Genomic DNA, 20,713 nt, shown 5'->3' on the forward strand with positions numbered 1-20,713 from the left:
CATGGCCGATGCATTCCTTATCGGCGCTTTGGTGAAGGGGTGGGGCGAAGTCTCCCACGGTCTGTACTGGCTAGAGTCAGATGCTGGCTTTTAGTCCCACCACCCCTACAAGTCTAACCATACAAGCGGGCTTGCTCGCGAAGGCAGTGTGTCAGTCAGCGCATTTATTGACTGGCACACCGCCTTCGCAAGCAAGCCCGCTCCCACATTCTTTGTCCGGGTTTATTCTTTGATGAATTTTCCGGTCACATAGGCCGAATAGTCCGGTAACACGGTCTCTACTTTCCCTTGTTCCTTAAGAAACTTCGCCGTCTCCCCAATGGCCTTGGCTGTCCCACCATTGAGCAAGGCGTCGGTTCGCTGCGCCTGTGCATCGGGGAAGGTGCTGCCTTCCAGCAGTTCGGGGATGTCTGCGGCGTTTGCGCCGGTCAACCGGGCGATCTTTTGCACCGGGCCGGAATCCACCGTCCAGCTGCTTTTATTGGCTGCATAGTCGGCAAACGAATCCAGGGTGATCTTGGCAAACTTGGCCACGACCTCCGGATGTTTCTCGGCAAAGTCCTTGCGCACTACCCACACCTCGAACGTCGGCGCGCCCCATTGGCCCACCTCGGTAGCGTCGGTCAACGTCTTGCCGGTCTTGCGGATTTCTCCCAGGGCCGGCGACCAGACAAAGGCGCCGTCGATATCCCCGCGTTTCCAGGCTGCGGCAATTTGCGCCGGTTGCAGGTTCACCACTTTCACCTGGCGGGTGTCCAGGCCCCAGTGTTTCAAGGCCCCGAGCAGGCTGTAGTGGGATGTGGAGACAAAAGGAGTGGCAATGGTTTTGCCGATCAGGTCCTTGGGTGCGTCAATTTGGCTACCGTTACGTACTACCAAAGCTTCAGAACTATTGATTTGAGCCGATACGATGAACGCCACAATGGGTAGATTACGGGATGCGGCGGCCGCCAACGGGCTGGAGCCGAGATTGCCGATCTGCACATCGCCTGAGGCAATCGCGGTGATGACTTCCGGGCCACTGTTGAAGCGGCGCCAGTCGATTTTCTCGCCAATGGCTTGTTCGTAAAGGCCATCGGCCTGGGGCACTTTGCTCGGATCGATGCCGGTCTGGTAGCCGATGGTGAGGTTGGCTGCCTGCACGCCAATAGAAAGTGTAAGTGATAGTAAAACTGTAACAAATTGACTAGAGGATGCGCGTTTGGCCATGATGGCGTCGCCTTTTTGATCGTGAGTGACGTGTGCGGGATTCTGCTCACACTAAACGATCTAAAAAATGGCCAACAAATACCCTTTAGGAATTAGCTTATGGAGCGATACCCCACTGCGGGCTGGTTGCTCCATGGAAGGTGTTATTCCTGAATGGTATGAAAAAGGATGAAATAATTCTTTTTGGGTGTATGAAAAACTCATTACCCTGCAAGGACCAAATCAACTGCGGTTAGACGAAAGTAGTAGACACACAAGGTTACGATTGACTTGTCAGTCACTATCTGGCGCTAATCGCGCATCTGTGGATCGAGGGCGTCAGACCCGAGACCAAAGAACTACAAAAATTAGAAACGAGAGGAGCGGTACATGAAGAAGTCCACATTGGCGTTCGCCATCGCGGCTGGGGTTTTGGCTCAGCAAGCAGGCGCCGCTGGTTTTGTTGAAGACACCAAGGCATCCGTCAGTTCTCGGACCCTGTATTTTGATAACGATCAACGCGAAGGCGGTGCAGACCAGCGCGAAACGGCTACTGGCCTGAAGTTCAACGTCCAGTCTGGTTTCACTGAGGGCACAGTTGGCTTTGGTATCGATGCCCAGGCATTGGTCGGCTTTCACCTGGACGGTGGCCGTGGTCACCACCCAGACAGCAACTCCTTTGTTCCAAGCGACACCGACGGTTCGGCCGTGAGCAGTTGGAGCAGCGCAAGCGCCAACGTAAAAGCTCGCTTCTCCAAGACCGAAGCCCACCTGGGTGGCGCTCTGGCGCCAAACCTGCCGGTCGTGATCGCAAGCGATGGTCGTCTGCTGCCACAAACCTTTGACGGTGGCACTATCACCTCCAAAGAAATCGACAATGTAACGTTCAACGCCGGTCAGCTTGAGCACGCTACCGGGCGTGCTTCGACCAACAGCACGGGCCTGTCTGTTGCCGGTGCTAGTCAGGAAAGCAACCAGTTCCGTTATGGTGGTGCTGACTGGAAGGTCACCAAAGACCTGACCCTGCAGTACTACTACGCCAACCTGGAAGACTTCTATAAGCAGCACTTCCTGGGTCTGGTTCACGTCTACCCGATCACCGAAGGCCAGTCGTTCAAAACCGACGTGCGCTACTTCGATAGCAGCTCCGACGGTAAGAACGGTCAGGCTGGCTACCAGTTCAACAACAATGGTGGTTACGCGAAGGATGCTGGCGAGGTTAATAACAAAACCTGGAGCGCCATGTTCACCTACTCCCTGGGTGGCAGCGCGTTCATGGTCGGTCACCAGCGTGTCAACGATGACGGCGGTTTCGTTTGGTTGAACCAGGGCGGTGTGGTTGACGGCAATGGCCGTAACGAAGGTGCCGGGGGTTCCAGTTTCTACCTCTTCACCGACAGCATGATCAACTCCTTCGTGCGTGCGGGTGAAAACACCACCTTCGGCCAGTACTCCTATGACTTCGCAGCATTGGGCGTTCCAGGTTTGAAAACCTCGATTGCTTACCTGCATGGCGACAACATCAAAGCCAAGAACGGTGGCAGCGATCAGTCCGAGTGGGAACGCGATATGCGTGTCGACTACACCATTCAACAGGGCGCGCTGAAAGGTTTCGGTACTACGCTGCGTCATGGTGTCTACCGCGGTAGCGGTACCGGCATTCAGGATCAGGATCAGACTCGTCTGATCTTTAACTACACTTACAGCTTCCTGTAAGCCAAGTTAAGAAAAAAACCTCGCGATAAACGCGAGGTTTTTTTTTGCTCGTTTTGCACAAGTCAGGCTCACCCCCGCAAGCCCTTCCTGAATCCCTCTTTTTTACAGCGTCTCAAGGCCTTCTCGAACCTTGGGTGCATGTTGGTCTACGCCTCCGCCGCGGTCCAGTGAACAGACTTTTAATATTCCTTTATCGTCTAAATAAATTGATATTTATTCTTTTTAAAAATCCTTCAGCGCAGGCACAGTGGTTCCCATAAGCACTCATCAGGAGCCACACCATGAGCCTCAGACTGGGCGATATCGCCCCCGACTTTGAACAGGATTCCAGCGCTGGCAAGATTCGTTTCCACGAGTGGCTGGGCGACAGCTGGGGTGTGTTGTTTTCCCACCCGGCGGACTTCACCCCGGTGTGCACCACCGAGCTGGGTTTTACCGCCAAGCTCAAGGACGAGTTCGCCAACCGTGGGGTCAAGGCCATTGCCCTGTCGGTGGATCCGGTGGACTCCCACCACAAGTGGATCGAGGACATCAACGAGACCCAGCACACCGTCGTCAACTTCCCGATCCTGGCCGATGCCGACCGCAAGGTCTCGGACCTGTACGACCTGATCCATCCCAATGCCAATGACACGCTTACTGTGCGTTCGCTGTTCGTGATCGACCCGAACAAAAAGATTCGCCTGACCATCACCTACCCGGCCAGCACCGGGCGTAACTTCCATGAAATCCTGCGGGTCATTGACTCGCTGCAGCTGACCGACAACTACAAGGTCGCGACGCCGGCCAACTGGCAGGACGGTGATGAGGTGGTGATCGTGCCTTCGCTCAAGGATGAGGACGAGATCAAGAAACGCTTTCCCAAGGGCTATCGTGCGGTTAAGCCCTATCTGCGGCTGACCCCACAGCCCAACCGGTAACCCGAATCCAATGTGGGAGCGGGCTTGCTCGCGAATGCGGTGGTTCAGCAAGAAATGTGCTGACTGATACGCCGCAATCGCGAGCAAGCCCGCTCCCACAAGTTAATCGCATTTCAGGACTCACATAGCAGGGGTTTTCAGGCCGTTTCGACGGCCTTTTTTTTCGCCCGCCGAATGCTCTTTCTCATATGCAATTTAAGAATAAACAAATGAATAAATAAGATTTATAGATATATAAATCTGCTGATATGGTCTGTTCCATCTTGGCGCCATCGCTGCACTGCGAACCGCCGACACTTGCTCAAGGAAACTCCAGATGCTGGTCGTAACACTTGGTGGCAGTCCCAGTCAGCGTTCCCGCTCCGGGGTCTTGCTGGATCATTCCCGGCGCTGGTTGCAGCAGCAAGGCGTGGAAGTGGTGAGTTATCAGGTGCGGGACTTCCCGGCCGAAGATTTGCTGTATGCCCGCTTTGACAGCCCGAAGGTGCTCGACCTGCTGGCCCAAGTGGCCAATGCCGATGGTCTGGTGATTGCCACGCCGGTGTACAAGGCCTCGTTTTCCGGCGCGTTGAAAACCGTCCTCGACCTGCTGCCGGAACGGGCCCTGGCCCACAAAGTGGTGTTGCCCATGGCCACCGGCGGCAGCATTGCCCACATGCTGGCAGTGGATTACGCCTTGAAACCGGTGCTGTCGGCGCTGAAAGCTCAGGAGCTGCTGCATGGGATTTTTGCCGAAGACAGCCAAATTGCCTACGGCGAAGGCAGTGCCCAGGCGCAGTTGGTGCCGATCCTTGAACAACGCTTGAGCGAAGCCCTGGAGCAGTTCTACAGCGCCATGGCTCGCCGCCCGCAACCGCTGGACCCCCATGTGTTGAATGAACGTTTGTTGAGTGCTCGCTGGAGCATCTAAGCCGAACCCGAATACCAGAAACCCTCACCTTACTCAGCCGCCAACGGCCAAGCAGGTGCAGCCACAACCCTCATCGTCAATTTGGAGAGCGCCATGCGCACTGTCATCTTGCGTCGGGGCCTGGTCGCACTGTTTGCTGCGGCTGTGTCCTTCGGCGCCATTGTTCAAGCCCAAGCCGCAGAAACCCTGCGGATCGGTTATCAGAAGTACGGCACCCTGGTGCTGCTCAAAGCCAAGGGCACCCTGGAAAAACGCCTGGCGGACCAGGGCGTGAACGTGCAGTGGACCGAATTTCCCGGCGGCCCGCAGTTGCTTGAAGGGCTGAATGTGGGCTCCATCGACTTTGGCGTCACCGGCGAGACTCCGCCGGTGTTCGCCCAGGCCGCCGGTGCCGATCTGCTCTATGTGGCCTACGAACCGCCAGCGCCGACCAGCGAAGCCATCCTGGTACCCAAGGACTCGCCGATCACATCGGTGGCCGAGCTCAAGGGCAAGAAAGTCGTGCTCAATAAGGGCTCCAACGTGCATTACCTGCTGGTGCGCGCCCTGGAAGACGCGGGCCTGAAATACACCGACGTACAGACCGTGTTCCTGCCACCCGCCGACGCCCGTGCCGCCTTCGAGCGTGGCAGTGTCGACGCCTGGGTCATCTGGGACCCGTACCAGGCGGCTGCCGAGAAGCAACTGCAAGCCCGCACCCTGCGTGACGCCACCGGCATTGCCGATAACCACCAGTTCTACCTGGCCACCAAGCCTTACACCGAAAAACACCCCGAGGTGATCAAGGCGCTGATTGAGGAAGTGCGCGCCGTGGGCGAATGGTCCAAGGCCAACCCCCAGGAAGTCACTGAGCAAGTCGCACCGCTGCTCGGCCTGCCGGCTGACATCACCCTGACTTCGGTGAAGCGCCAAGGCTACGGCGCGCTGTTCCTGACCCCGGCAGTGGTCGCCGCCCAGCAGAAAATCGCCGACAGCTTCTACCAACTCAAATTGATTCCCAAGCCCTTGAGCATCAAGGACGTGATCTGGACGCCACCTGCGAGCGTTGCCAAAGCGCCGTAATCCGATTTCTTCAGGAGACAACTCCATGAGCCTCACTATTTTCTGGTTCCTGCCTACCCATGGCGACGGCCATTATCTGGGCACCGCTGAAGGCGCTCGCGCCGTGGATCACGGTTATCTGCAACAGGTGGCCCAGGCCGCTGATCGCCTGGGCTTTGGCGGGGTGTTGATCCCTACCGGACGCTCCTGCGAAGACTCGTGGCTGGTGGCCGCCTCGTTGATCCCGGTGACCCAGCGTTTGAAGTTTCTTGTCGCTCTGCGCCCCGGGATCATTTCCCCGACGGTGGCGGCGCGGCAGGCGGCGACCCTGGACCGGCTGTCCGGTGGCCGGGCGCTGTTCAACCTGGTGACCGGCGGTGATCCGGAGGAGTTGGCCGGCGACGGTCTGTTCCTCAGCCATGAGGAGCGTTACCAGGCCTCGGTGGAATTCACCCGCATCTGGCGTCGCGTGCTGGAAGGCGAAACCGTGGACTACGACGGCCAGCACATCAGCGTCAAAGGCGCCAAGCTGCTGTACCCGCCGATCCAGCAACCTCGGCCGCCGCTGTATTTCGGCGGCTCTTCCGAAGCGGCCCAGGACCTGGCAGCCGAACAAGTGGAAATGGTCCTGACCTGGGGTGAACCCCCGGCTGCGGTGGCGGAAAAAATCGAACAGGTGCGGGCCAAGGCGGCCAAGCTCGGGCGCACTGTGCGCTTCGGTATTCGCCTGCATGTGATCGTGCGTGAAACCAACGAGGAGGCATGGAAAGCCGCCGACAAACTGATCTCCCATCTGGACGACGACACCATTGCGCGGGCCCAGGCATCCCTGGCGCGCTTTGATTCGGTGGGCCAGCAACGCATGGCCGCCCTGCATGGTGGCAGTCGCGACAACCTCGAAGTCAGCCCCAACCTGTGGGCCGGCGTCGGCCTGGTACGCGGCGGTGCCGGCACGGCGCTGGTGGGCGACGGCCCGACCGTGGCGGCGCGGGTCAAGGAGTACGCGGACCTGGGCATCGACACCTTTATCTTCTCCGGCTATCCCCACCTGGAAGAGTCGTACCGGGTCGCGGAGCTGCTGTTCCCGCACCTGGATATCGAACGTCCCGAGCTGCCGAAAAGCGCCGGCTACGTCAGCCCGTTTGGCGAAATGGTGGCCAACGACATTCTTCCCAAAGCCGCGTCACAGAGCTGAGGCGCCGTCATGAACAGTCAACGGATTTTGCATCGACTGGCACCCTGGGCGCTGCCGATCCTGTTGCTGGCGGTGTGGCAGTTGTCGGTGTCGGCGGGCTGGTTGTCGACACGGATTCTGCCGGCCCCCAGCGCGGTGATTGCAGCCGGGGTGCACCTGGTCAGCAGCGGTGAAATCTGGACGCACCTGGCCATCAGCGGCTGGCGCGCCGGCCTCGGTTTTGTGATCGGCGGCGGCATCGGCCTGGCCCTGGGGTTTATCACCGGCCTGTCGAAATGGGGTGAGCGCCTGCTGGACAGCTCGGTGCAGATGATTCGCAACGTGCCGCACCTGGCGCTGATCCCGCTGGTGATTCTGTGGTTTGGCATTGATGAAACGGCGAAGATTTTCCTGGTCGCCCTCGGCACGCTGTTCCCGATCTACCTCAACACCTATCACGGTATCCGCAACGTCGACCCGGCGCTGGTGGAGATGGCACGCAGTTATGGCTTATCGGGCTTCAGCCTGTTTCGCCAGGTGATCCTGCCCGGGGCCCTGCCCTCGATCCTGGTGGGGGTGCGTTTTGCCCTGGGTTTTATGTGGCTGACGCTGATCGTTGCAGAAACCATCTCTGCCAGTTCCGGTATTGGCTACCTGGCGATGAATGCCCGGGAGTTCCTGCAAACTGACGTAGTGGTGCTGGCGATTGTGCTGTACGCGGTACTCGGCAAGTTGGCGGACCTTGCCGCGCGTGGCCTGGAGCGGGTTTGGCTGCGCTGGCATCCGGCCTATCAAGTGCATAAAGGAGGTGCGGCATGACCGCCCAACAACCTCCACGTCTGCTACGGGGCATCCCGCTGGCAGTGCGCACGTTGCGCAAGGCATTTGGCGCGCGGGAAGTGCTCAAGGGCATCGACCTGCATATTCCGGCGGGTCAATTTGTCGCCGTGGTCGGGCGCAGCGGCTGCGGCAAAAGTACCTTGCTGCGCCTGCTGGCCGGCCTGGATGAAGCCAGCAGCGGCGAGTTGCTGGCCGGCTCTGCAGCGTTGAGCGAAGCCCTGGAAGACACGCGGCTGATGTTTCAGGAAGCGCGCCTGCTGCCGTGGAAAAAGATCATTGATAACGTCGGCCTGGGCCTTAAGGGCAACTGGCGACCCCAGGCCCTGGAGGCGTTGGAAGCGGTCGGCCTGGCCGAGCGTGCCGATGAATGGCCAGCGGCGTTGTCCGGTGGCCAGAAACAACGGGTGGCCCTGGCCCGCGCCTTGATTCACCAACCGCGCCTGTTGCTGCTGGATGAGCCCTTGGGCGCGCTGGATGCCCTGACCCGGATCGAGATGCAGCAACTGATCGAGAACCTGTGGCGCAAACACGGTTTTACCGTGTTGCTGGTGACCCATGACGTCAGCGAAGCCGTGGCCATTGCCGACCGGGTGATCCTGATCGAAGACGGCGAAATCGGCCTCGACCTGCACGTCGAACTACCGCGCCCGCGGGTCCGTGGCTCCCATCGCCTGGCGGCCCTGGAAACCGAAGTGCTTAACCGTGTGTTGTCACTGCCCGGCACGCCGCCTGAGCCGGAACCTGTTTCACCGTTGCCTACGCAGTTGCGTTGGGCGCACTAACTCACTTGTCCCTTGAGGAATAACACCATGACTATCAAAGCGATCAACGTGCGTAACCAGTTCAAAGGCACCATCAAGGAAATCGTCGAAGGCGACGTACTGTCGGAAATCGACGTGCAGACCGCGTCCGGTATCGTCACGTCGGTGATCACCACCCGCTCGGTGAAAGAGCTGGAGCTGGTGATTGGCAGTGAAGTGATTGCCTTTGTGAAATCCACCGAGGTGTCGATCGCTAAACTGTGATGATCGCTCCCACGCTCCGCGTGGGAATGCACCCCGTGACGCTCTGCGTCACAAGAGCGGACGCAGAGCGTCCTATGAGGCGTTCCCACGCAGAGCGTGGGAACGATCATTGAGGGCGCTTGGGCAAAAACACCGGCAAATAAAGCCCCACATACGCATCAAACACCCGCATCCCTTCCTCCGCCATGCGCGGGGTGATCTGCCCATGTTGATGCACCGAGCGTGCATACACGCGGTCGCTCAGCTCCAGTGCCAGGGCAAACACGTCCACATCCGCCGGCAGCACCGGCACTTCAAAGTGGCGGTTGAACACTTGCTGCATCAAGTCCCCCAACTCCAGGTCATGCTGGCGGTCGGCCTGGGTCACTTCGGTGAGGCCGTGCTGGGCGAGGATTAGTTGGCGGGCGGCGGCGTCCTTGCTGTAGATCGCCAGCATGCGCAACTCCACCAGGCGCGACAGGTCGCGCCAGTGGTGCAGTCTGTCGTGGTCGATGGGGGCTTGCAGCGCGGCGCGGAAGGCGGCGTGAATGTCAGCGGTCAGGGCTTCGAGCAAGGCCGGGACGCTGGCGAAAAAGTGATACACCGATGACGGCGGAATCTGCGCCCGTTCGGCCACGCTGTAGATCGACAGACTGGCCACGCCTTCGGCGGCCAGCAAGGTGCGGGCAGCATCGAGGATCGCGTCGATCCGGGCCTGGCTGCGGGCGCGGGGTTTGCGAGGGGCGGCGGGGCGGGTCATGGATGTCTCCTACAGGGCAGCGGGCATTGTACGCGACCTTGATCGTTCCCACGCTTTGCGTAGGCACGCCTCTTAGGACGCTCTGCGTCCGCTGTTGTGACGCAGAGCATCACGGGCTGCATTCCCACGCAGAGCGTGGGAACGAGATAGCAGGCCATAAAAAACGCCGCAGGCCATAAGCCTGCAGCGTTCATTTGTTGCAGCATCCGCTTACACGGTATGCAGGTACCAGTTGTACTCAAGGTCGGAGATGGAGTGTTCAAACTCCTCCAGCTCACTTTCCTTACAGGCGACGAAGATATCGATGTATTTCGGGTCGATGTACTTGGCCATCACCTCGCTGTCGTCCAACTCGCGCAGGGCATCACGCAGGTTGTTCGGGAGGCTTTGCTCGTTCTGCTCGTAGCTGTTGCCTTCCACCGGTGCGCCAGGTTCGATCTTGTTGGTCAGACCGTGGTGCACGCCTGCCAGGACCGAAGCCATCAGCAGGTAAGGGTTGGCATCGGCGCCGGCCACGCGGTGTTCGATACGGACGGCGTCGGACGAGCCGGTCGGTACGCGAATCGCCACGGTGCGGTTGTCCAGGCCCCAGCACGGCGAGTTCGGCACGTAGAACTGTGCGCCGAAACGACGGTAGGAGTTGACGTTGGGGCACAGGAAGGCCATTTGTGCAGGCAGGGTCTCCAGCACACCGCCGATCGCGTGACGCAATGCGGCGTTCTGCTCGGGATCCTCGCTGGCAAAGATGTTCTTGCCGTCTTTGTCCAGGATCGAAATATGCACGTGCAAACCATTGCCGGCCTGGCCTGGGTAAGGCTTGGCCATGAAGGTGGTGTCCATCTCATGGTCGTAGGCAATGTTTTTGATCAAACGCTTGAGCAGTACCGCGTAGTCGCACGCCTTGATCGGGTCGGCGACGTGGTGCAGGTTCACTTCGAACTGCGCCGGGGCACTTTCCTTGACGATGGCGTCAGCCGGGATGCCTTGCTCTTTGGCACCTTCCAGAATGTCCTGGAGGCAGTCGACGTATTCGTCGAGGTCGTCGATCAGGTAGACCTGTGTCGAGTGCGGGCGTTTGCCGGAAATCGGCGAGCGGGGAGGTTGTGGCCGGCCGTTCACGTTCTCCTGGTCGATCAGGTAGAACTCAAGCTCGAAGGCGGCGCAGATGGTCAGGCCCATGTCGTCAAACTTGGTTACAACTTGGCGGAGCACTTCGCGCGGATCGGCGAAGAAAGGTTCACCTTCAAGTTCGTGCATGGTCATCAGCAGTTGCGCGGTAGGGCGCTTTTGCCAGGGTTCATTGCACAGGGTGTCGGGGATTGGATAACAGATTCGGTCAGCATCACCGATGTCCAGACCCAGGCCGGTGCTTTCCACCGTTGAGCCATTGATATCCAGGGCAAATAAAGAGGCCGGCAAGTTGATGCCTTTCTCGTAAACCTTGTGGAGGCTGGTGCGTTCGATGCGCTTACCGCGCACCACACCATTCATATCCGCAATTAGAAGGTCTACGTACAGAACCTCAGGATGATCCTTAAGGAACGCGTTCGCTTCGTTAAGCTGAACGGCACGCGGGGGTACCGACATGATGCAACACCTTTGTTGTTAAAAATATCAATCATTGATCTTTTCTGGTTTCAGTCAACCCGAACGGCTTGCCGAAGTCAAGCGAGGCCTTTTTTGCCCTAAAAAAGCGCCTTGAGGGGTTTTTTGCGGCTTTTTTGGGCAGTTTTGCCAGTTTGACCGGCTTAGGACTAGCAGGCTTGAGCGGGCCGTGTTGTATTTTTTACGGGGGTGTTGTGTAAAAAAATGAACAAGGCTAAGCTCGATTCAAACCCATAACAGCAATAATACCGGGGTGCTTCATGTCTGGCCTGCCGTTAATCGGCGTCACCGCCTGCTCCAAACAGGTTGGTCTGCATGCTTATCACATCAGTGGCGACAAATACGTCCGCGCCGTGGCAGTCGCTGCCAAGGGCCTGCCATTGATTATTCCGTCCCTGGCGGAGCTGTTCGAACCGGCCAATATTCTTGACGGTCTGGATGGCATTCTCTTTACCGGCTCCCCTTCCAATATCGAACCCTTTCATTACGACGGTCCGGCCAGCGCGCCCGGGACTGCTCATGATCCTGCACGGGACCAGAGCACCCTGCCGCTGATTCGTGCTGCGATTGCCGCAGGTGTGCCGGTGCTGGGGATCTGCCGGGGCTTCCAGGAAATGAACGTGGCCCTGGGCGGCAGCCTGCACCAGAAGGTTCATGAGTTGCCGGGTATGCTTGATCACCGCGAAGACGATACCCAGCCGCTGGACATCCAGTACGGCCCGGCGCACGCCGTGGCGATCACGCCGGGCGGGGTATTGGCGGGCCTGGGCTTGCCGGCCACGATCCAGGTCAATTCGATCCACAGCCAGGGCGTTGAGCGCCTGGCGCGGGGCCTGCAGGTCGAAGCGACCGCGCCGGATGGCCTGATCGAGGCTTTTTCGCTCAAACAGGGCAAGGCATTTGCAGACGCTTTTGCATTAGGAGTGCAATGGCACCCCGAATGGCAGGTAAGCTCCAACCCGTACTACCTCGCGATCTTCCAGGCATTTGGCGATGCCTGCCGAACGCGGGCGAAACAAAGAGACGCACACGCGTCAAACAACGCCTGACCTTTAATGGATGTCAGGAAACCCAGCCCAGAGGCATTTATGAGTAACAACCTCGACCAGCTCACCGATTGGTTGAAAGACCACAAGATCACAGAAGTCGAATGCATGATTGGCGACCTCACGGGGATCACCCGGGGCAAGATCTCGCCGACCAACAAGTTCATTGCCGAAAAAGGCATGCGCCTGCCCGAGAGCGTTCTGTTGCAGACCGTGACCGGCGACTATGTCGAAGACGACATCTATTACGAATTGCTCGACCCGGCCGACATCGACATGATCTGCCGTCCCGACCAGAACGCGGTGTTCCTGGTGCCCTGGGCCATCGAGCCCACCGCCCAGGTGATCCACGACACCTACGACAAGCAAGGCAACCCGATCGAGCTGTCGCCGCGCAACGTGCTCAAGAAAGTCCTCAAGCTCTACGCCGACAAAGGCTGGCAGCCCATTGTGGCGCCGGAGATGGAGTTCTACCTGACCAAGCGCTGCGAAGACCCGGACTTCCCGTTGCAACCGCCGATTGGCCGTTCCGGCCGCCCGGAAACCGGTCGCCAGTCCTTCTCTATAGAAGCGGCCAACGAATTCGACCCACTGTTCGAAGACGTCTACGACTGGTGCGAGCTGCAGGAGCTGGACCTGGACACCCTGATCCACGAGGACGGCACGGCGCAGATGGAAATCAACTTCCGTCACGGCGATGCCCTGTCCCTGGCCGACCAGATCCTAGTGTTCAAGCGCACCATGCGTGAAGCCGCGCTCAAGCACAACGTGGCCGCCACCTTTATGGCCAAGCCGATGACCGGCGAGCCCGGCAGCGCCATGCACCTGCACCAGAGCATTATTGATATCGCCACCGGCAAGAACGTGTTCTCCAATGAGGACGGCTCCAAGAGCGAGCTGTTTCTGCACCACATCGGTGGCCTGCAGAAGTTCATCCCCGAGCTGTTGCCGCTGTTTGCGCCCAACGTCAACTCGTTCCGCCGCTTCCTGCCCGACACCTCGGCGCCGGTGAACGTGGAGTGGGGCGAAGAGAACCGCACCGTGGGCCTGCGCGTGCCGGATGCCGGCCCGCAGAACCGCCGCGTGGAAAACCGCCTGCCGGGCGCCGATGCCAACCCGTACCTGGCCATCGCCGCCAGCCTGCTGTGCGGTTATATCGGCATGGTCGAAGGCATCAGCCCGAGCGCCCCGGTGGTCGGTCGTGGCTACGAGCGACGCAACCTGCGCCTGCCGTTGACCATCGAAGATGCACTGGAACGCATGGAAAACAGCAAGACCATCGAGAAATACCTGGGTCACAAATTCATCACTGGCTACGTCGCGGTCAAGCGGGCCGAGCATGAAAACTTCAAGCGCGTGATCAGTTCGTGGGAGCGGGAATTCCTGCTCTTCGCCGTCTGATGCGCCGGGTGCGGCCAGGATGGGCCGCACCTTCACCTACTTTTTGGAGATTGGTATGTCCAGCAACAACCCGCAAACCCGTGAATGGCAAGCCCTGAGCAACGATCATCACCTGGCGCCGTTCAGCGACTTCAAGCAGTTGAAAGAGAAAGGCCCACGCATCATCACCAACGCCAAGGGCGTTTACCTGTGGGACAGCGAAGGCAACAAGATCCTCGACGGCATGGCCGGCCTGTGGTGTGTGGCCATCGGTTATGGCCGCGATGAGCTGGCTGACGCCGCCGCCAAGCAGATGAAACAACTGCCCTACTACAACCTGTTCTTCCAGACTGCCCACCCGCCGGTGCTGGAACTGGCCAAGGCCATCGCCGATATCGCCCCGGCCGGCATGAACCACGTGTTCTTCACCGGCTCCGGCTCCGAAGGCAACGACACCATGTTGCGTATGGTCCGCCACTACTGGGCGATCAAGGGCCAGCCGAACAAAAAAACCATCATCAGCCGCAAGAATGGCTACCACGGTTCCACCGTGGCCGGCGCCAGCCTGGGCGGCATGACTTATATGCACGAGCAGGGCGACTTGCCGATCCCGGGCATCGTGCATATCGCCCAGCCGTACTGGTTCGGCGAAGGCGGCGACATGAGCCCTGAAGAGTTCGGGGTGTGGGCCGCCAACCAACTGGAAGAGAAAATTCTGGAACTCGGCGTGGACAACGTCGGTGCCTTTATTGCCGAGCCGATCCAGGGCGCCGGCGGTGTGATCGTGCCGCCAGCCAGCTACTGGCCGCGCATCAAGGAAATCCTCGCCAAGTACGACATCCTGTTTGTCGCCGACGAAGTGATCTGTGGCTTTGGCCGCACCGGTGAGTGGTTCGGTAGCGATTTCTACGATCTCAAGCCGGACATGATGACCATCGCCAAGGGCCTGACCTCGGGCTATATCCCCATGGGCGGCCTGATTGTGCGCGACGAAGTGGTGGCGGTGCTCAACGAAGGCGGCGATTTCAACCACGGCTTCACCTATTCCGGGCACCCGGTGGCTGCTGCGGTGGCCCTGGAAAACATCCGCATCATGCGCGATGAAAAAATTGTCAGCCGCGTCCATGACGAAACGGCACCGTATTTGCAGAAGCGTCTACGTGAGCTGGCGGATCATCCGCTGGTGGGCGAAGTGCGCGGTGTCGGCATGTTGGGTGCGATCGAGCTGGTCCAGGACAAGGCCACGCGCAAGCGTTATGAAGGAAAGGGCGTGGGCATGATCTGCCGCACCTTCTGCTTCGAAAATGGCCTGATCATGCGCGCCGTGGGCGACACCATGATCATTTCGCCGCCGCTGGTGATCAGCAAGGCCGAGATTGACGAGCTGGTGACCAAGGCTCGCCATTGCCTGGACCTGACTTTGGCGGCATTGCAGGGCTAAGTGCTAGGCTCAGGATGCAGCGGCTGCGGCTGTTGCATTCAGGTAATGATAAATGCGGGGCTTTGGTTGAAAGCCGGCCCCTGAACTTGCCAGACTGTCGCCCTGTTTTGTCGCCCTTCGACGGGCCATGAAACGTAGAAAAATGTGGCCCAAAAAAGAAAAATTGGAGCATGACCGAATGAAGGCATTAGGTTTGAAGAACGCCGGCAAGACCCTCCTGGCCTTGTCCCTGATGGGCGCAATGGCAGGCACGGCCCAGGCTGCCGACAAAGTGCTGCACGTCTACAACTGGTCCGACTACATTGCACCGGACACCGTAGCCAACTTTGAGAAAGAGTCCGGCATCAAGGTGGTGTACGACGTTTTCGACAGCAACGAAACCCTGGAAGCCAAGCTGCTGGCGGGCAAGTCCGGCTACGACATCGTCGTACCGTCGAACAACTTCCTGGCCAAGCAGATCAAGGCCGGTGTGTATCAGGAGCTGGACAAGTCCAAGCTGCCAAACTGGAAGAACCTCGACACCGACCTGCTCAAGGCCGTGGGTGATGCCAGCGACAAAGGCAACCTGCACGCATTCCCGTACATGTGGGGCACCATCGGCATCGGCTACAACCCGGACAAGGTCAAAGCTGCGCTGGGCGTCGACAAGATCGACTCGTGGGATGTGCTGTTCAAGCCCGAGAACATCGAAAAACTCAAAAGCTGTGGCGTGAGCTTCCTCGACTCGCCAACCGAAATGATCCCGGTGGCCCTGCACTACCTGGGCTACCCGACCGACAGCCAGGACAAGAAGCAACTGGCTGAAGCCGAAGCGCTGTTCCTCAAGATCCGTCCTTCGGTGGGTTACTTCCACTCCTCCAAGTACATCTCGGACCTGGCCAACGGCAACATCTGCGTGGCCGTGGGTTACTCGGGTGATCTGGAACAGTCCAAATCCCGCGCGGCTGAAGCCGGTGGCAAGGTTAAAGTTTCCTACGCCATTCCCAAGGAAGGCGCAGGCAGCTTCTACGACATGGTCGCCATCCCTAAAGATGCCGAGAACCTGGACGCCGCCTACCAGTTCATGAACTACCTGCTCAAGCCTGAAGTCATGGCTGAAATCACCAACAGCGTACGTTTCCCGAACGGTAACAAGGCTGCCACGCCGCTGGTGAGCAAGGATATCTCGGGTGACCCGAGCATCTATCCGTCGGATGCAGTGAAGGCCAAGCTGTATGCAATCAGCGATCTGCCGGCCGCTACCCAGCGCCTGCTGACGCGCAGCTGGACCAAGATCAAGTCGGGTAAATAAGCCTTGATAGGTGTGGGAGGGGGTTTGAATGGGAGCGGGCTTGCTCGCGAAAGCGGCGTGTCAGTAGAGGCATATGCAGGCTGACACGCCGCCTTCGCGAGCAAGCTCGCTCCCACACAAGCCCGCTCCCACCCATTAAATGACAGAAAGCTTTGCCGGATCGGTTTATCGAAGGTAAGTTGCGCGCCGGTTTTGTTGTCGGGCAACAACTTTGGGCCCAACTATTTAAGAGGACCTCCACTTGCCAATTTCTTTATTTCGCAAAGCCTTGCTGGTAGGGGCGGGTCTCACGTTGGCAGTCAGCGTGCAGGCGGCTTCGACTGTGCATGTTTATAACTGGTCGGACTATATCGGCCCCGACACCCTGGCCAACTTTGAAAAGGCCACCGGCATCAAGCCCGTCTACGACGTGTTCGATTCCAACGAAACCCTGGAAGGCAAATTGCTGGCCGGGCGCACCGGGTATGACGTGGTGGTGCCGTCCAACCACTTCCTGGGCAAGCAGATCAAGGCGGGCGCGTTCCAGAAAATCGACAAGGCGCAGTTGAGCAACTACGCCAACCTCGACCCGGCGCTGCTCAAGCGCCTGGAAAAGAACGACCCGGGTAACCAATACGCCGTGCCTTACCTGTGGGGCACCAACGGCATTGGCTACAACGTCGACAAAGTCAAAGAAGTGCTGGGTGTCGACAAAATCGACTCCTGGGCCGTGCTGTTCGAGCCGGAAAACATGAAGAAGCTGGCCAGTTGCGGCGTGTCCTTTATGGACTCGGCGGATGAAATGCTGCCAGCGGTGCTCAACTACATGGGCCTGGACCCCAACAGTACCAACCCGGCCGACTACAAAAAGGCTGAGGAAAAACTCCTGAAAGTGCGTCCCTACGTGACCTACTTCCACTCATCCAAATACATCTCGGACCTGGCCAACGGCAATATCTGCGTGGCCGCCGGGTTCTCCGGCGATGTGTTCCAGGCCAAGGCCCGCGCCAGCGAGGCAGGCAAGGGCGTAAACATCGCCTACGCGATTCCGAAAGAAGGCGGCAACCTGTGGTTTGACGTGCTGGCGATCCCCAAGGACTCGACCAACGTCAAGGAGGCCCACGCCTTCATCAACTATTTACTGCAACCTGAAGTGATCGCTCAGGTCAGTGATTACGTCGGCTACGCCAACCCTAACCCTGGGTCGGATACGTTGATGGAGCAATCAATACGCACCGACGAAGCGGTTTACCCACCGCAGGCGGTTCTCGACCGGACGTTTGTCAACTTCGAGCTACCCCCGAAAGTGCAACGCTTGATGACCCGTAGCTGGACCAAGGTCAAGACAGGCAAGTAAGGCTCACACTATCTAAGGTTCGTCTGTATTGGACGTTCTGCACTCTTTTTTTCTGGGAGTTTCGTAAATGGCAGTTGCCTCCGGCGCCTATAAGAAAGCCCTCGAGGGCGACCAGACACCGAAAAAGGTGTTGGTCAAAATCGACCGGGTCACGAAGAAGTTCGACGAGACGATTGCCGTGGACGATGTGTCCCTGGAAATCAAGAAAGGCGAGATCTTCGCCTTGCTCGGCGGATCGGGTTCGGGCAAATCCACCTTGCTGCGCATGCTCGCAGGTTTCGAGCGCCCGACCGAAGGGCGGATTTTCCTCGACGGTGTTGATATCACCGATATGCCGCCCTACGAGCGGCCGATCAACATGATGTTCCAGTCCTACGCCTTGTTCCCCCACATGACCGTGGCGCAGAACATCGCCTTCGGCCTGCAACAGGACAAGATCCCCAAGGCCGAAGTCGAGGCCCGCGTGGCCGAGATGCTCAAGCTGGTACAGATGAGCCAGTACGCCAAGCGCAAGCCGCACCAGTTGTCTGGCGGCCAGCGTCAGCGAGTGGCCCTGGCCCGTTCCCTGGCCAAACGCCCGAAACTGCTGCTGCTCGATGAGCCGATGGGCGCCCTGGACAAGAAGCTGCGTTCGCAGATGCAGCTTGAACTCGTCGAAATCATCGAGCGCGTCGGCGTGACCTGCGTGATGGTGACCCACGACCAGGAAGAGGCCATGACCATGGCCGAGCGCATCGCGATCATGCACCTGGGCTGGATCGCGCAGATCGGCAGCCCGATCGACATCTACGAAACCCCCACCAGCCGCCTGGTGTGCGAGTTCATCGGCAACGTCAATATCTTCGACACCGTGGTGGTGGATGACGCCGAAGGCCACGCAGTGCTCAAGTGCGCCGACCTGGACCGCGATATCTACGTGGGTTATGGCATTGCCACGTCGGTGGAAGACAAGTCGGTGACCTACGCTATCCGCCCGGAAAAGCTGCTGGTCACCACCGAGATGCCAACCTGCGAGCACAACTGGTCCAGCGGCAAGGTGCATGACATCGCCTACCTGGGCGGCCATTCGGTGTTCTACGTCGAGCTGCCGAGCGGCAAGCTGGTGCAGTCCTTCGTCGCCAACGCCGAACGCCGTGGCGCGCGGCCGACCTGGGGTGACCAGGTCTACGTGTGGTGGGAAGACGACAGCGGCGTGGTACTTCGCTCATGAACATGAAGAAATTCAAACGGCGATTGCACCGAATAATTCCCAGCGGCAAGCAGGTGGTCATCGGGATTCCGTTCCTGTGGCTGTTCCTGTTCTTCATGCTGCCGTTCTTCATCGTCCTGAAGATCAGCTTTGCCGAAGCCGACGTGGCGATCCCGCCCTACACCGAGATCTACACCTACATCGAGCAGAAGCTGGAGGTGGTGCTCAACCTGGCCAACTACAGCCTGCTGGCCGGCGACGAGCTGTACATCGCGGCCTACCTGGGCTCGTTGAAGATGGCGTTTTTCAGCACGGCCTTGTGCCTGCTGATCGGCTACCCGATGGCCTACGCCATTGCCAGTGCGCGCAAAGAGATGCAGACCGTGCTGGTGCTGCTGATCATGATGCCGACCTGGACCGCGATCCTGATCCGCGTGTATGCGTGGATGGGCATCCTCAGCAACAACGGCTTGCTCAATGGCTTCCTGATGTCCATGGGCCTGATCAACGAGCCATTGCAGATCCTCAACACCAATATCGCGGTGTATATCGGCGTGGTCTATTCGTACCTGCCGTTTATGATCCTGCCGCTGTACGCCAACCTGGTGAAGCACGACCAGAGCCTGCTGGAGGCCGCGTCGGACCTGGGTTCGAGCACCTTCAACAGCTTCTGGAAAATCACCGTGCCGCTGTCCAAGAACGGCATCATCGCCGGCTGCATGCTGGTATTCATCCCGGTGGTGGGCGAGTTCGTGATCCCGGAACTGCTGGGCGGCCCGGAAACCCTGATGATCGGTAAAGTGTTGTGGCAAGAGTTCTTCAACAACCGTGACTGGCCGGTGGCTTCTGCGCTGGCGGTGGTGATGCTGGCGATCCTGATCGTGCCGATCATTCTGTTTAACCGCAGCCAAGCCAAAGAGATGGAGGGCAAGGTATGAAGCGCTTCAGTTTCTCCAGCTTCATGCTGGTCGTAGGGCTGCTGTTCATCTACCTGCCGATGCTGATCCTGGTGATCTATTCGTTCAACGAATCGAAGCTGGTGACGGTGTGGGGCGGTTGGTCGATCAAGTGGTACGTGGGCCTGTTGGACAACACCCAGTTGATGGGCTCGGTGGCGCGCTCCCTGGAAATCGCCTGCTACACGGCGGTGGCCGCGGTGGCGCTGGGTACGTTGGCAGCGTTCGTGCTGACCCGTATCAGCCAGTTCAAGGGCCGTACGCTGTTTGGCGGCCTGGTGACCGCGCCGCTGGTGATGCCGGAAGTGATCACCGGTCTGTCGCTGTTGCTGCTGTTCGTGGCCATGGCGCAGATGATCGGCTGGCCCCAGGAGCGTGGCATCGTCACCATCTGGATCGCCCACACCACGTTCTGTGCGGCGTATGTGGCGGTGGTGGTGTCGGCGCGCTTGCGTGAGCTGGACCTGTCGATCGAAGAGGCGGCCATGGACCTCGGTGCGCGGCCGTGGAAGGTGTTCTTCCTGATCACCATCCCGATGATCGCGCCGTCGCTGGCGGCGGGCGGCATGATGTCCTTCGCGTTGTCCCTGGATGACCTGGTACTGGCCAGCTTCGTCTCGGGCCCGGGTTCGACCACCTTGCCGATGGAAGTGTTCTCGGCGGTGCGCCTTGGGGTCAAACCCGAGATCAACGCCGTGGCCAGCCTGATTTTGCTGGCGGTGTCGCTGGTGACGTTCCTGGTGTGGTTCTTCAGCCGCCGTGCTGAAGAGCGGCGCAAGAAGGCCATCCAGCAAGCCATCGAAGAAGCGGCAGCGGATGGCTGGAAACAGCCGGATGTACGCCGGGCGCCAGCACCGGTCTAAACGCCGGAACAGGCTCAAAATGTGGGAGCTGGCTTGCCTGCGATAGCAGAGTG

Annotated in this window: 19 protein-coding genes; 16 read left to right on the forward strand and 3 right to left on the reverse strand. The window is 59.2% G+C overall.

Going from position 1 to position 20,713, the window contains the following annotated elements:
* Nucleotides 1-222: 222 nt before the first annotated feature.
* On the reverse strand, nt 223-1,209 hold the full coding sequence (tauA, locus tag HBO24_RS07590) for a taurine ABC transporter substrate-binding protein (RefSeq protein WP_170059517.1): 987 nt from the start codon (nt 1,207-1,209) through the stop codon (nt 223-225).
* 369 nt (nt 1,210-1,578) lie between these two features.
* On the opposite strand from tauA, the gene HBO24_RS07595 reads away from it, so the two are divergent.
* The 8 genes from HBO24_RS07595 to HBO24_RS07630 all read left to right on the forward strand — a co-directional run bounded on the left by HBO24_RS07595 (nt 1,579) and on the right by HBO24_RS07630 (nt 8,814).
* Nucleotides 1,579-2,904, forward strand: a complete 1,326-nt coding sequence (locus HBO24_RS07595) for an OprD family outer membrane porin (RefSeq protein WP_057960930.1) — start codon at nt 1,579-1,581, stop codon at nt 2,902-2,904.
* A gap of 281 nt (nt 2,905-3,185) precedes the next feature.
* The gene (locus HBO24_RS07600) at nt 3,186-3,824 is read left to right on the forward strand and encodes a peroxiredoxin (protein WP_057960929.1); all 639 of its coding nucleotides are present in this window, start codon (nt 3,186-3,188) and stop codon (nt 3,822-3,824) included.
* 316 nt (nt 3,825-4,140) lie between these two features.
* On the forward strand, nt 4,141-4,734 hold the full coding sequence (gene ssuE, locus HBO24_RS07605; RefSeq protein WP_057440432.1) for an NADPH-dependent FMN reductase: 594 nt from the start codon (nt 4,141-4,143) through the stop codon (nt 4,732-4,734).
* Nucleotides 4,735-4,827: 93 nt separating this feature from the next.
* Nucleotides 4,828-5,796 carry a sulfonate ABC transporter substrate-binding protein gene (locus HBO24_RS07610; RefSeq protein ID WP_057440431.1) on the forward strand — a complete coding sequence of 323 codons (969 nt, stop codon included), beginning with the start codon at nt 4,828-4,830 and terminating at the stop codon, nt 5,794-5,796.
* A gap of 25 nt (nt 5,797-5,821) precedes the next feature.
* Nucleotides 5,822-6,970 carry an FMNH2-dependent alkanesulfonate monooxygenase gene (gene ssuD, locus HBO24_RS07615; RefSeq protein WP_057960927.1) on the forward strand — a complete coding sequence of 383 codons (1,149 nt, stop codon included), beginning with the start codon at nt 5,822-5,824 and terminating at the stop codon, nt 6,968-6,970.
* A 9-nt stretch (nt 6,971-6,979) separates the two neighbouring features.
* On the forward strand, nt 6,980-7,768 hold the full coding sequence (gene ssuC / locus HBO24_RS07620; RefSeq protein ID WP_029289469.1) for an aliphatic sulfonate ABC transporter permease SsuC: 789 nt from the start codon (nt 6,980-6,982) through the stop codon (nt 7,766-7,768).
* The gene (ssuB, locus tag HBO24_RS07625; RefSeq protein WP_115129236.1) at nt 7,765-8,571 is read left to right on the forward strand and encodes an aliphatic sulfonates ABC transporter ATP-binding protein; all 807 of its coding nucleotides are present in this window, start codon (nt 7,765-7,767) and stop codon (nt 8,569-8,571) included. Before ssuC ends, ssuB begins: the two co-directional genes overlap by 4 nt.
* Before the next feature lie 27 nt (nt 8,572-8,598).
* Nucleotides 8,599-8,814: a TOBE domain-containing protein gene (locus HBO24_RS07630; protein ID WP_003213899.1), complete on the forward strand. Its 216-nt coding sequence runs from the start codon at nt 8,599-8,601 to the stop codon at nt 8,812-8,814.
* Between the two features lie 106 nt (nt 8,815-8,920).
* Here the strand turns inward: HBO24_RS07630 and HBO24_RS07635 are convergent, their stop codons facing one another.
* Nucleotides 8,921-9,553: a TetR/AcrR family transcriptional regulator gene (locus tag HBO24_RS07635; RefSeq protein ID WP_170059518.1), complete on the reverse strand. Its 633-nt coding sequence runs from the start codon at nt 9,551-9,553 to the stop codon at nt 8,921-8,923.
* Nucleotides 9,554-9,763: 210 nt separating this feature from the next.
* Nucleotides 9,764-11,140 (reverse strand): glutamine synthetase family protein, encoded by a 1,377-nt coding sequence (locus tag HBO24_RS07640; protein ID WP_057440427.1) that lies wholly within the window; start codon nt 11,138-11,140, stop codon nt 9,764-9,766.
* Nucleotides 11,141-11,418: 278 nt separating this feature from the next.
* On the opposite strand from HBO24_RS07640, the gene HBO24_RS07645 reads away from it, so the two are divergent.
* The 8 genes from HBO24_RS07645 to HBO24_RS07680 all read left to right on the forward strand — a co-directional run bounded on the left by HBO24_RS07645 (nt 11,419) and on the right by HBO24_RS07680 (nt 20,660).
* Nucleotides 11,419-12,207 carry a gamma-glutamyl-gamma-aminobutyrate hydrolase family protein gene (locus HBO24_RS07645; protein ID WP_170059519.1) on the forward strand — a complete coding sequence of 263 codons (789 nt, stop codon included), beginning with the start codon at nt 11,419-11,421 and terminating at the stop codon, nt 12,205-12,207.
* Between the two features lie 39 nt (nt 12,208-12,246).
* Nucleotides 12,247-13,605, forward strand: a complete 1,359-nt coding sequence (locus HBO24_RS07650; protein WP_029289457.1) for a glutamine synthetase family protein — start codon at nt 12,247-12,249, stop codon at nt 13,603-13,605.
* A gap of 55 nt (nt 13,606-13,660) precedes the next feature.
* Nucleotides 13,661-15,025 (forward strand): aspartate aminotransferase family protein, encoded by a 1,365-nt coding sequence (locus HBO24_RS07655; protein WP_057960974.1) that lies wholly within the window; start codon nt 13,661-13,663, stop codon nt 15,023-15,025.
* A 178-nt stretch (nt 15,026-15,203) separates the two neighbouring features.
* Entirely contained in the window at nt 15,204-16,316 is a 1,113-nt protein-coding gene (locus HBO24_RS07660; RefSeq protein ID WP_057440608.1) for a polyamine ABC transporter substrate-binding protein, read from the forward strand.
* Nucleotides 16,317-16,557: 241 nt separating this feature from the next.
* Complete coding sequence (locus HBO24_RS07665; RefSeq protein ID WP_057440426.1) at nt 16,558-17,652, forward strand: polyamine ABC transporter substrate-binding protein; 1,095 nt, start codon at nt 16,558-16,560, stop codon at nt 17,650-17,652.
* 67 nt (nt 17,653-17,719) lie between these two features.
* Nucleotides 17,720-18,862 carry a polyamine ABC transporter ATP-binding protein gene (potA, locus tag HBO24_RS07670; protein ID WP_029289449.1) on the forward strand — a complete coding sequence of 381 codons (1,143 nt, stop codon included), beginning with the start codon at nt 17,720-17,722 and terminating at the stop codon, nt 18,860-18,862.
* Between the two features lie 35 nt (nt 18,863-18,897).
* Nucleotides 18,898-19,779 carry an ABC transporter permease subunit gene (locus HBO24_RS07675; RefSeq protein WP_169851359.1) on the forward strand — a complete coding sequence of 294 codons (882 nt, stop codon included), beginning with the start codon at nt 18,898-18,900 and terminating at the stop codon, nt 19,777-19,779.
* Nucleotides 19,776-20,660: an ABC transporter permease subunit gene (locus HBO24_RS07680; protein WP_057440425.1), complete on the forward strand. Its 885-nt coding sequence runs from the start codon at nt 19,776-19,778 to the stop codon at nt 20,658-20,660. Before HBO24_RS07675 ends, HBO24_RS07680 begins: the two co-directional genes overlap by 4 nt.
* The last annotated feature ends 53 nt before the right edge of the window (nt 20,661-20,713 follow it).

It is taken from the genome of Pseudomonas sp. WS 5410, from assembly GCF_012985645.1.
Classification (GTDB): Bacteria; Pseudomonadota; Gammaproteobacteria; order Pseudomonadales; family Pseudomonadaceae; genus Aquipseudomonas; species Aquipseudomonas shahriarae.

Excerpts from the sequence above, each read along its gene's own strand:
- ssuB (WP_115129236.1), top strand. The coding sequence starts at position 7,765 with ATGACCGCCCAACAACCTCCACGTCTGCTACGGGGCATCCCGCTGGCA.
- HBO24_RS07680 (WP_057440425.1), top strand. The coding sequence starts at position 19,776 with ATGAAGCGCTTCAGTTTCTCCAGCTTCATGCTGGTCGTAGGGCTGCTG.
- HBO24_RS07650 (WP_029289457.1), top strand. The coding sequence starts at position 12,247 with ATGAGTAACAACCTCGACCAGCTCACCGATTGGTTGAAAGACCACAAG.
- HBO24_RS07595 (WP_057960930.1), top strand. The coding sequence starts at position 1,579 with ATGAAGAAGTCCACATTGGCGTTCGCCATCGCGGCTGGGGTTTTGGCT.
- ssuD (WP_057960927.1), top strand. The coding sequence starts at position 5,822 with ATGAGCCTCACTATTTTCTGGTTCCTGCCTACCCATGGCGACGGCCAT.
- HBO24_RS07635 (WP_170059518.1), bottom strand. The coding sequence starts at position 9,553 with ATGACCCGCCCCGCCGCCCCTCGCAAACCCCGCGCCCGCAGCCAGGCC.
- ssuC (WP_029289469.1), top strand. The coding sequence starts at position 6,980 with ATGAACAGTCAACGGATTTTGCATCGACTGGCACCCTGGGCGCTGCCG.
- HBO24_RS07655 (WP_057960974.1), top strand. The coding sequence starts at position 13,661 with ATGTCCAGCAACAACCCGCAAACCCGTGAATGGCAAGCCCTGAGCAAC.
- HBO24_RS07630 (WP_003213899.1), top strand. The coding sequence starts at position 8,599 with ATGACTATCAAAGCGATCAACGTGCGTAACCAGTTCAAAGGCACCATC.
- HBO24_RS07640 (WP_057440427.1), bottom strand. The coding sequence starts at position 11,140 with ATGTCGGTACCCCCGCGTGCCGTTCAGCTTAACGAAGCGAACGCGTTC.
- HBO24_RS07645 (WP_170059519.1), top strand. The coding sequence starts at position 11,419 with ATGTCTGGCCTGCCGTTAATCGGCGTCACCGCCTGCTCCAAACAGGTT.
- tauA (WP_170059517.1), bottom strand. The coding sequence starts at position 1,209 with ATGGCCAAACGCGCATCCTCTAGTCAATTTGTTACAGTTTTACTATCA.
- HBO24_RS07660 (WP_057440608.1), top strand. The coding sequence starts at position 15,204 with ATGAAGGCATTAGGTTTGAAGAACGCCGGCAAGACCCTCCTGGCCTTG.
- potA (WP_029289449.1), top strand. The coding sequence starts at position 17,720 with ATGGCAGTTGCCTCCGGCGCCTATAAGAAAGCCCTCGAGGGCGACCAG.
- ssuE (WP_057440432.1), top strand. The coding sequence starts at position 4,141 with ATGCTGGTCGTAACACTTGGTGGCAGTCCCAGTCAGCGTTCCCGCTCC.
- HBO24_RS07600 (WP_057960929.1), top strand. The coding sequence starts at position 3,186 with ATGAGCCTCAGACTGGGCGATATCGCCCCCGACTTTGAACAGGATTCC.
- HBO24_RS07610 (WP_057440431.1), top strand. The coding sequence starts at position 4,828 with ATGCGCACTGTCATCTTGCGTCGGGGCCTGGTCGCACTGTTTGCTGCG.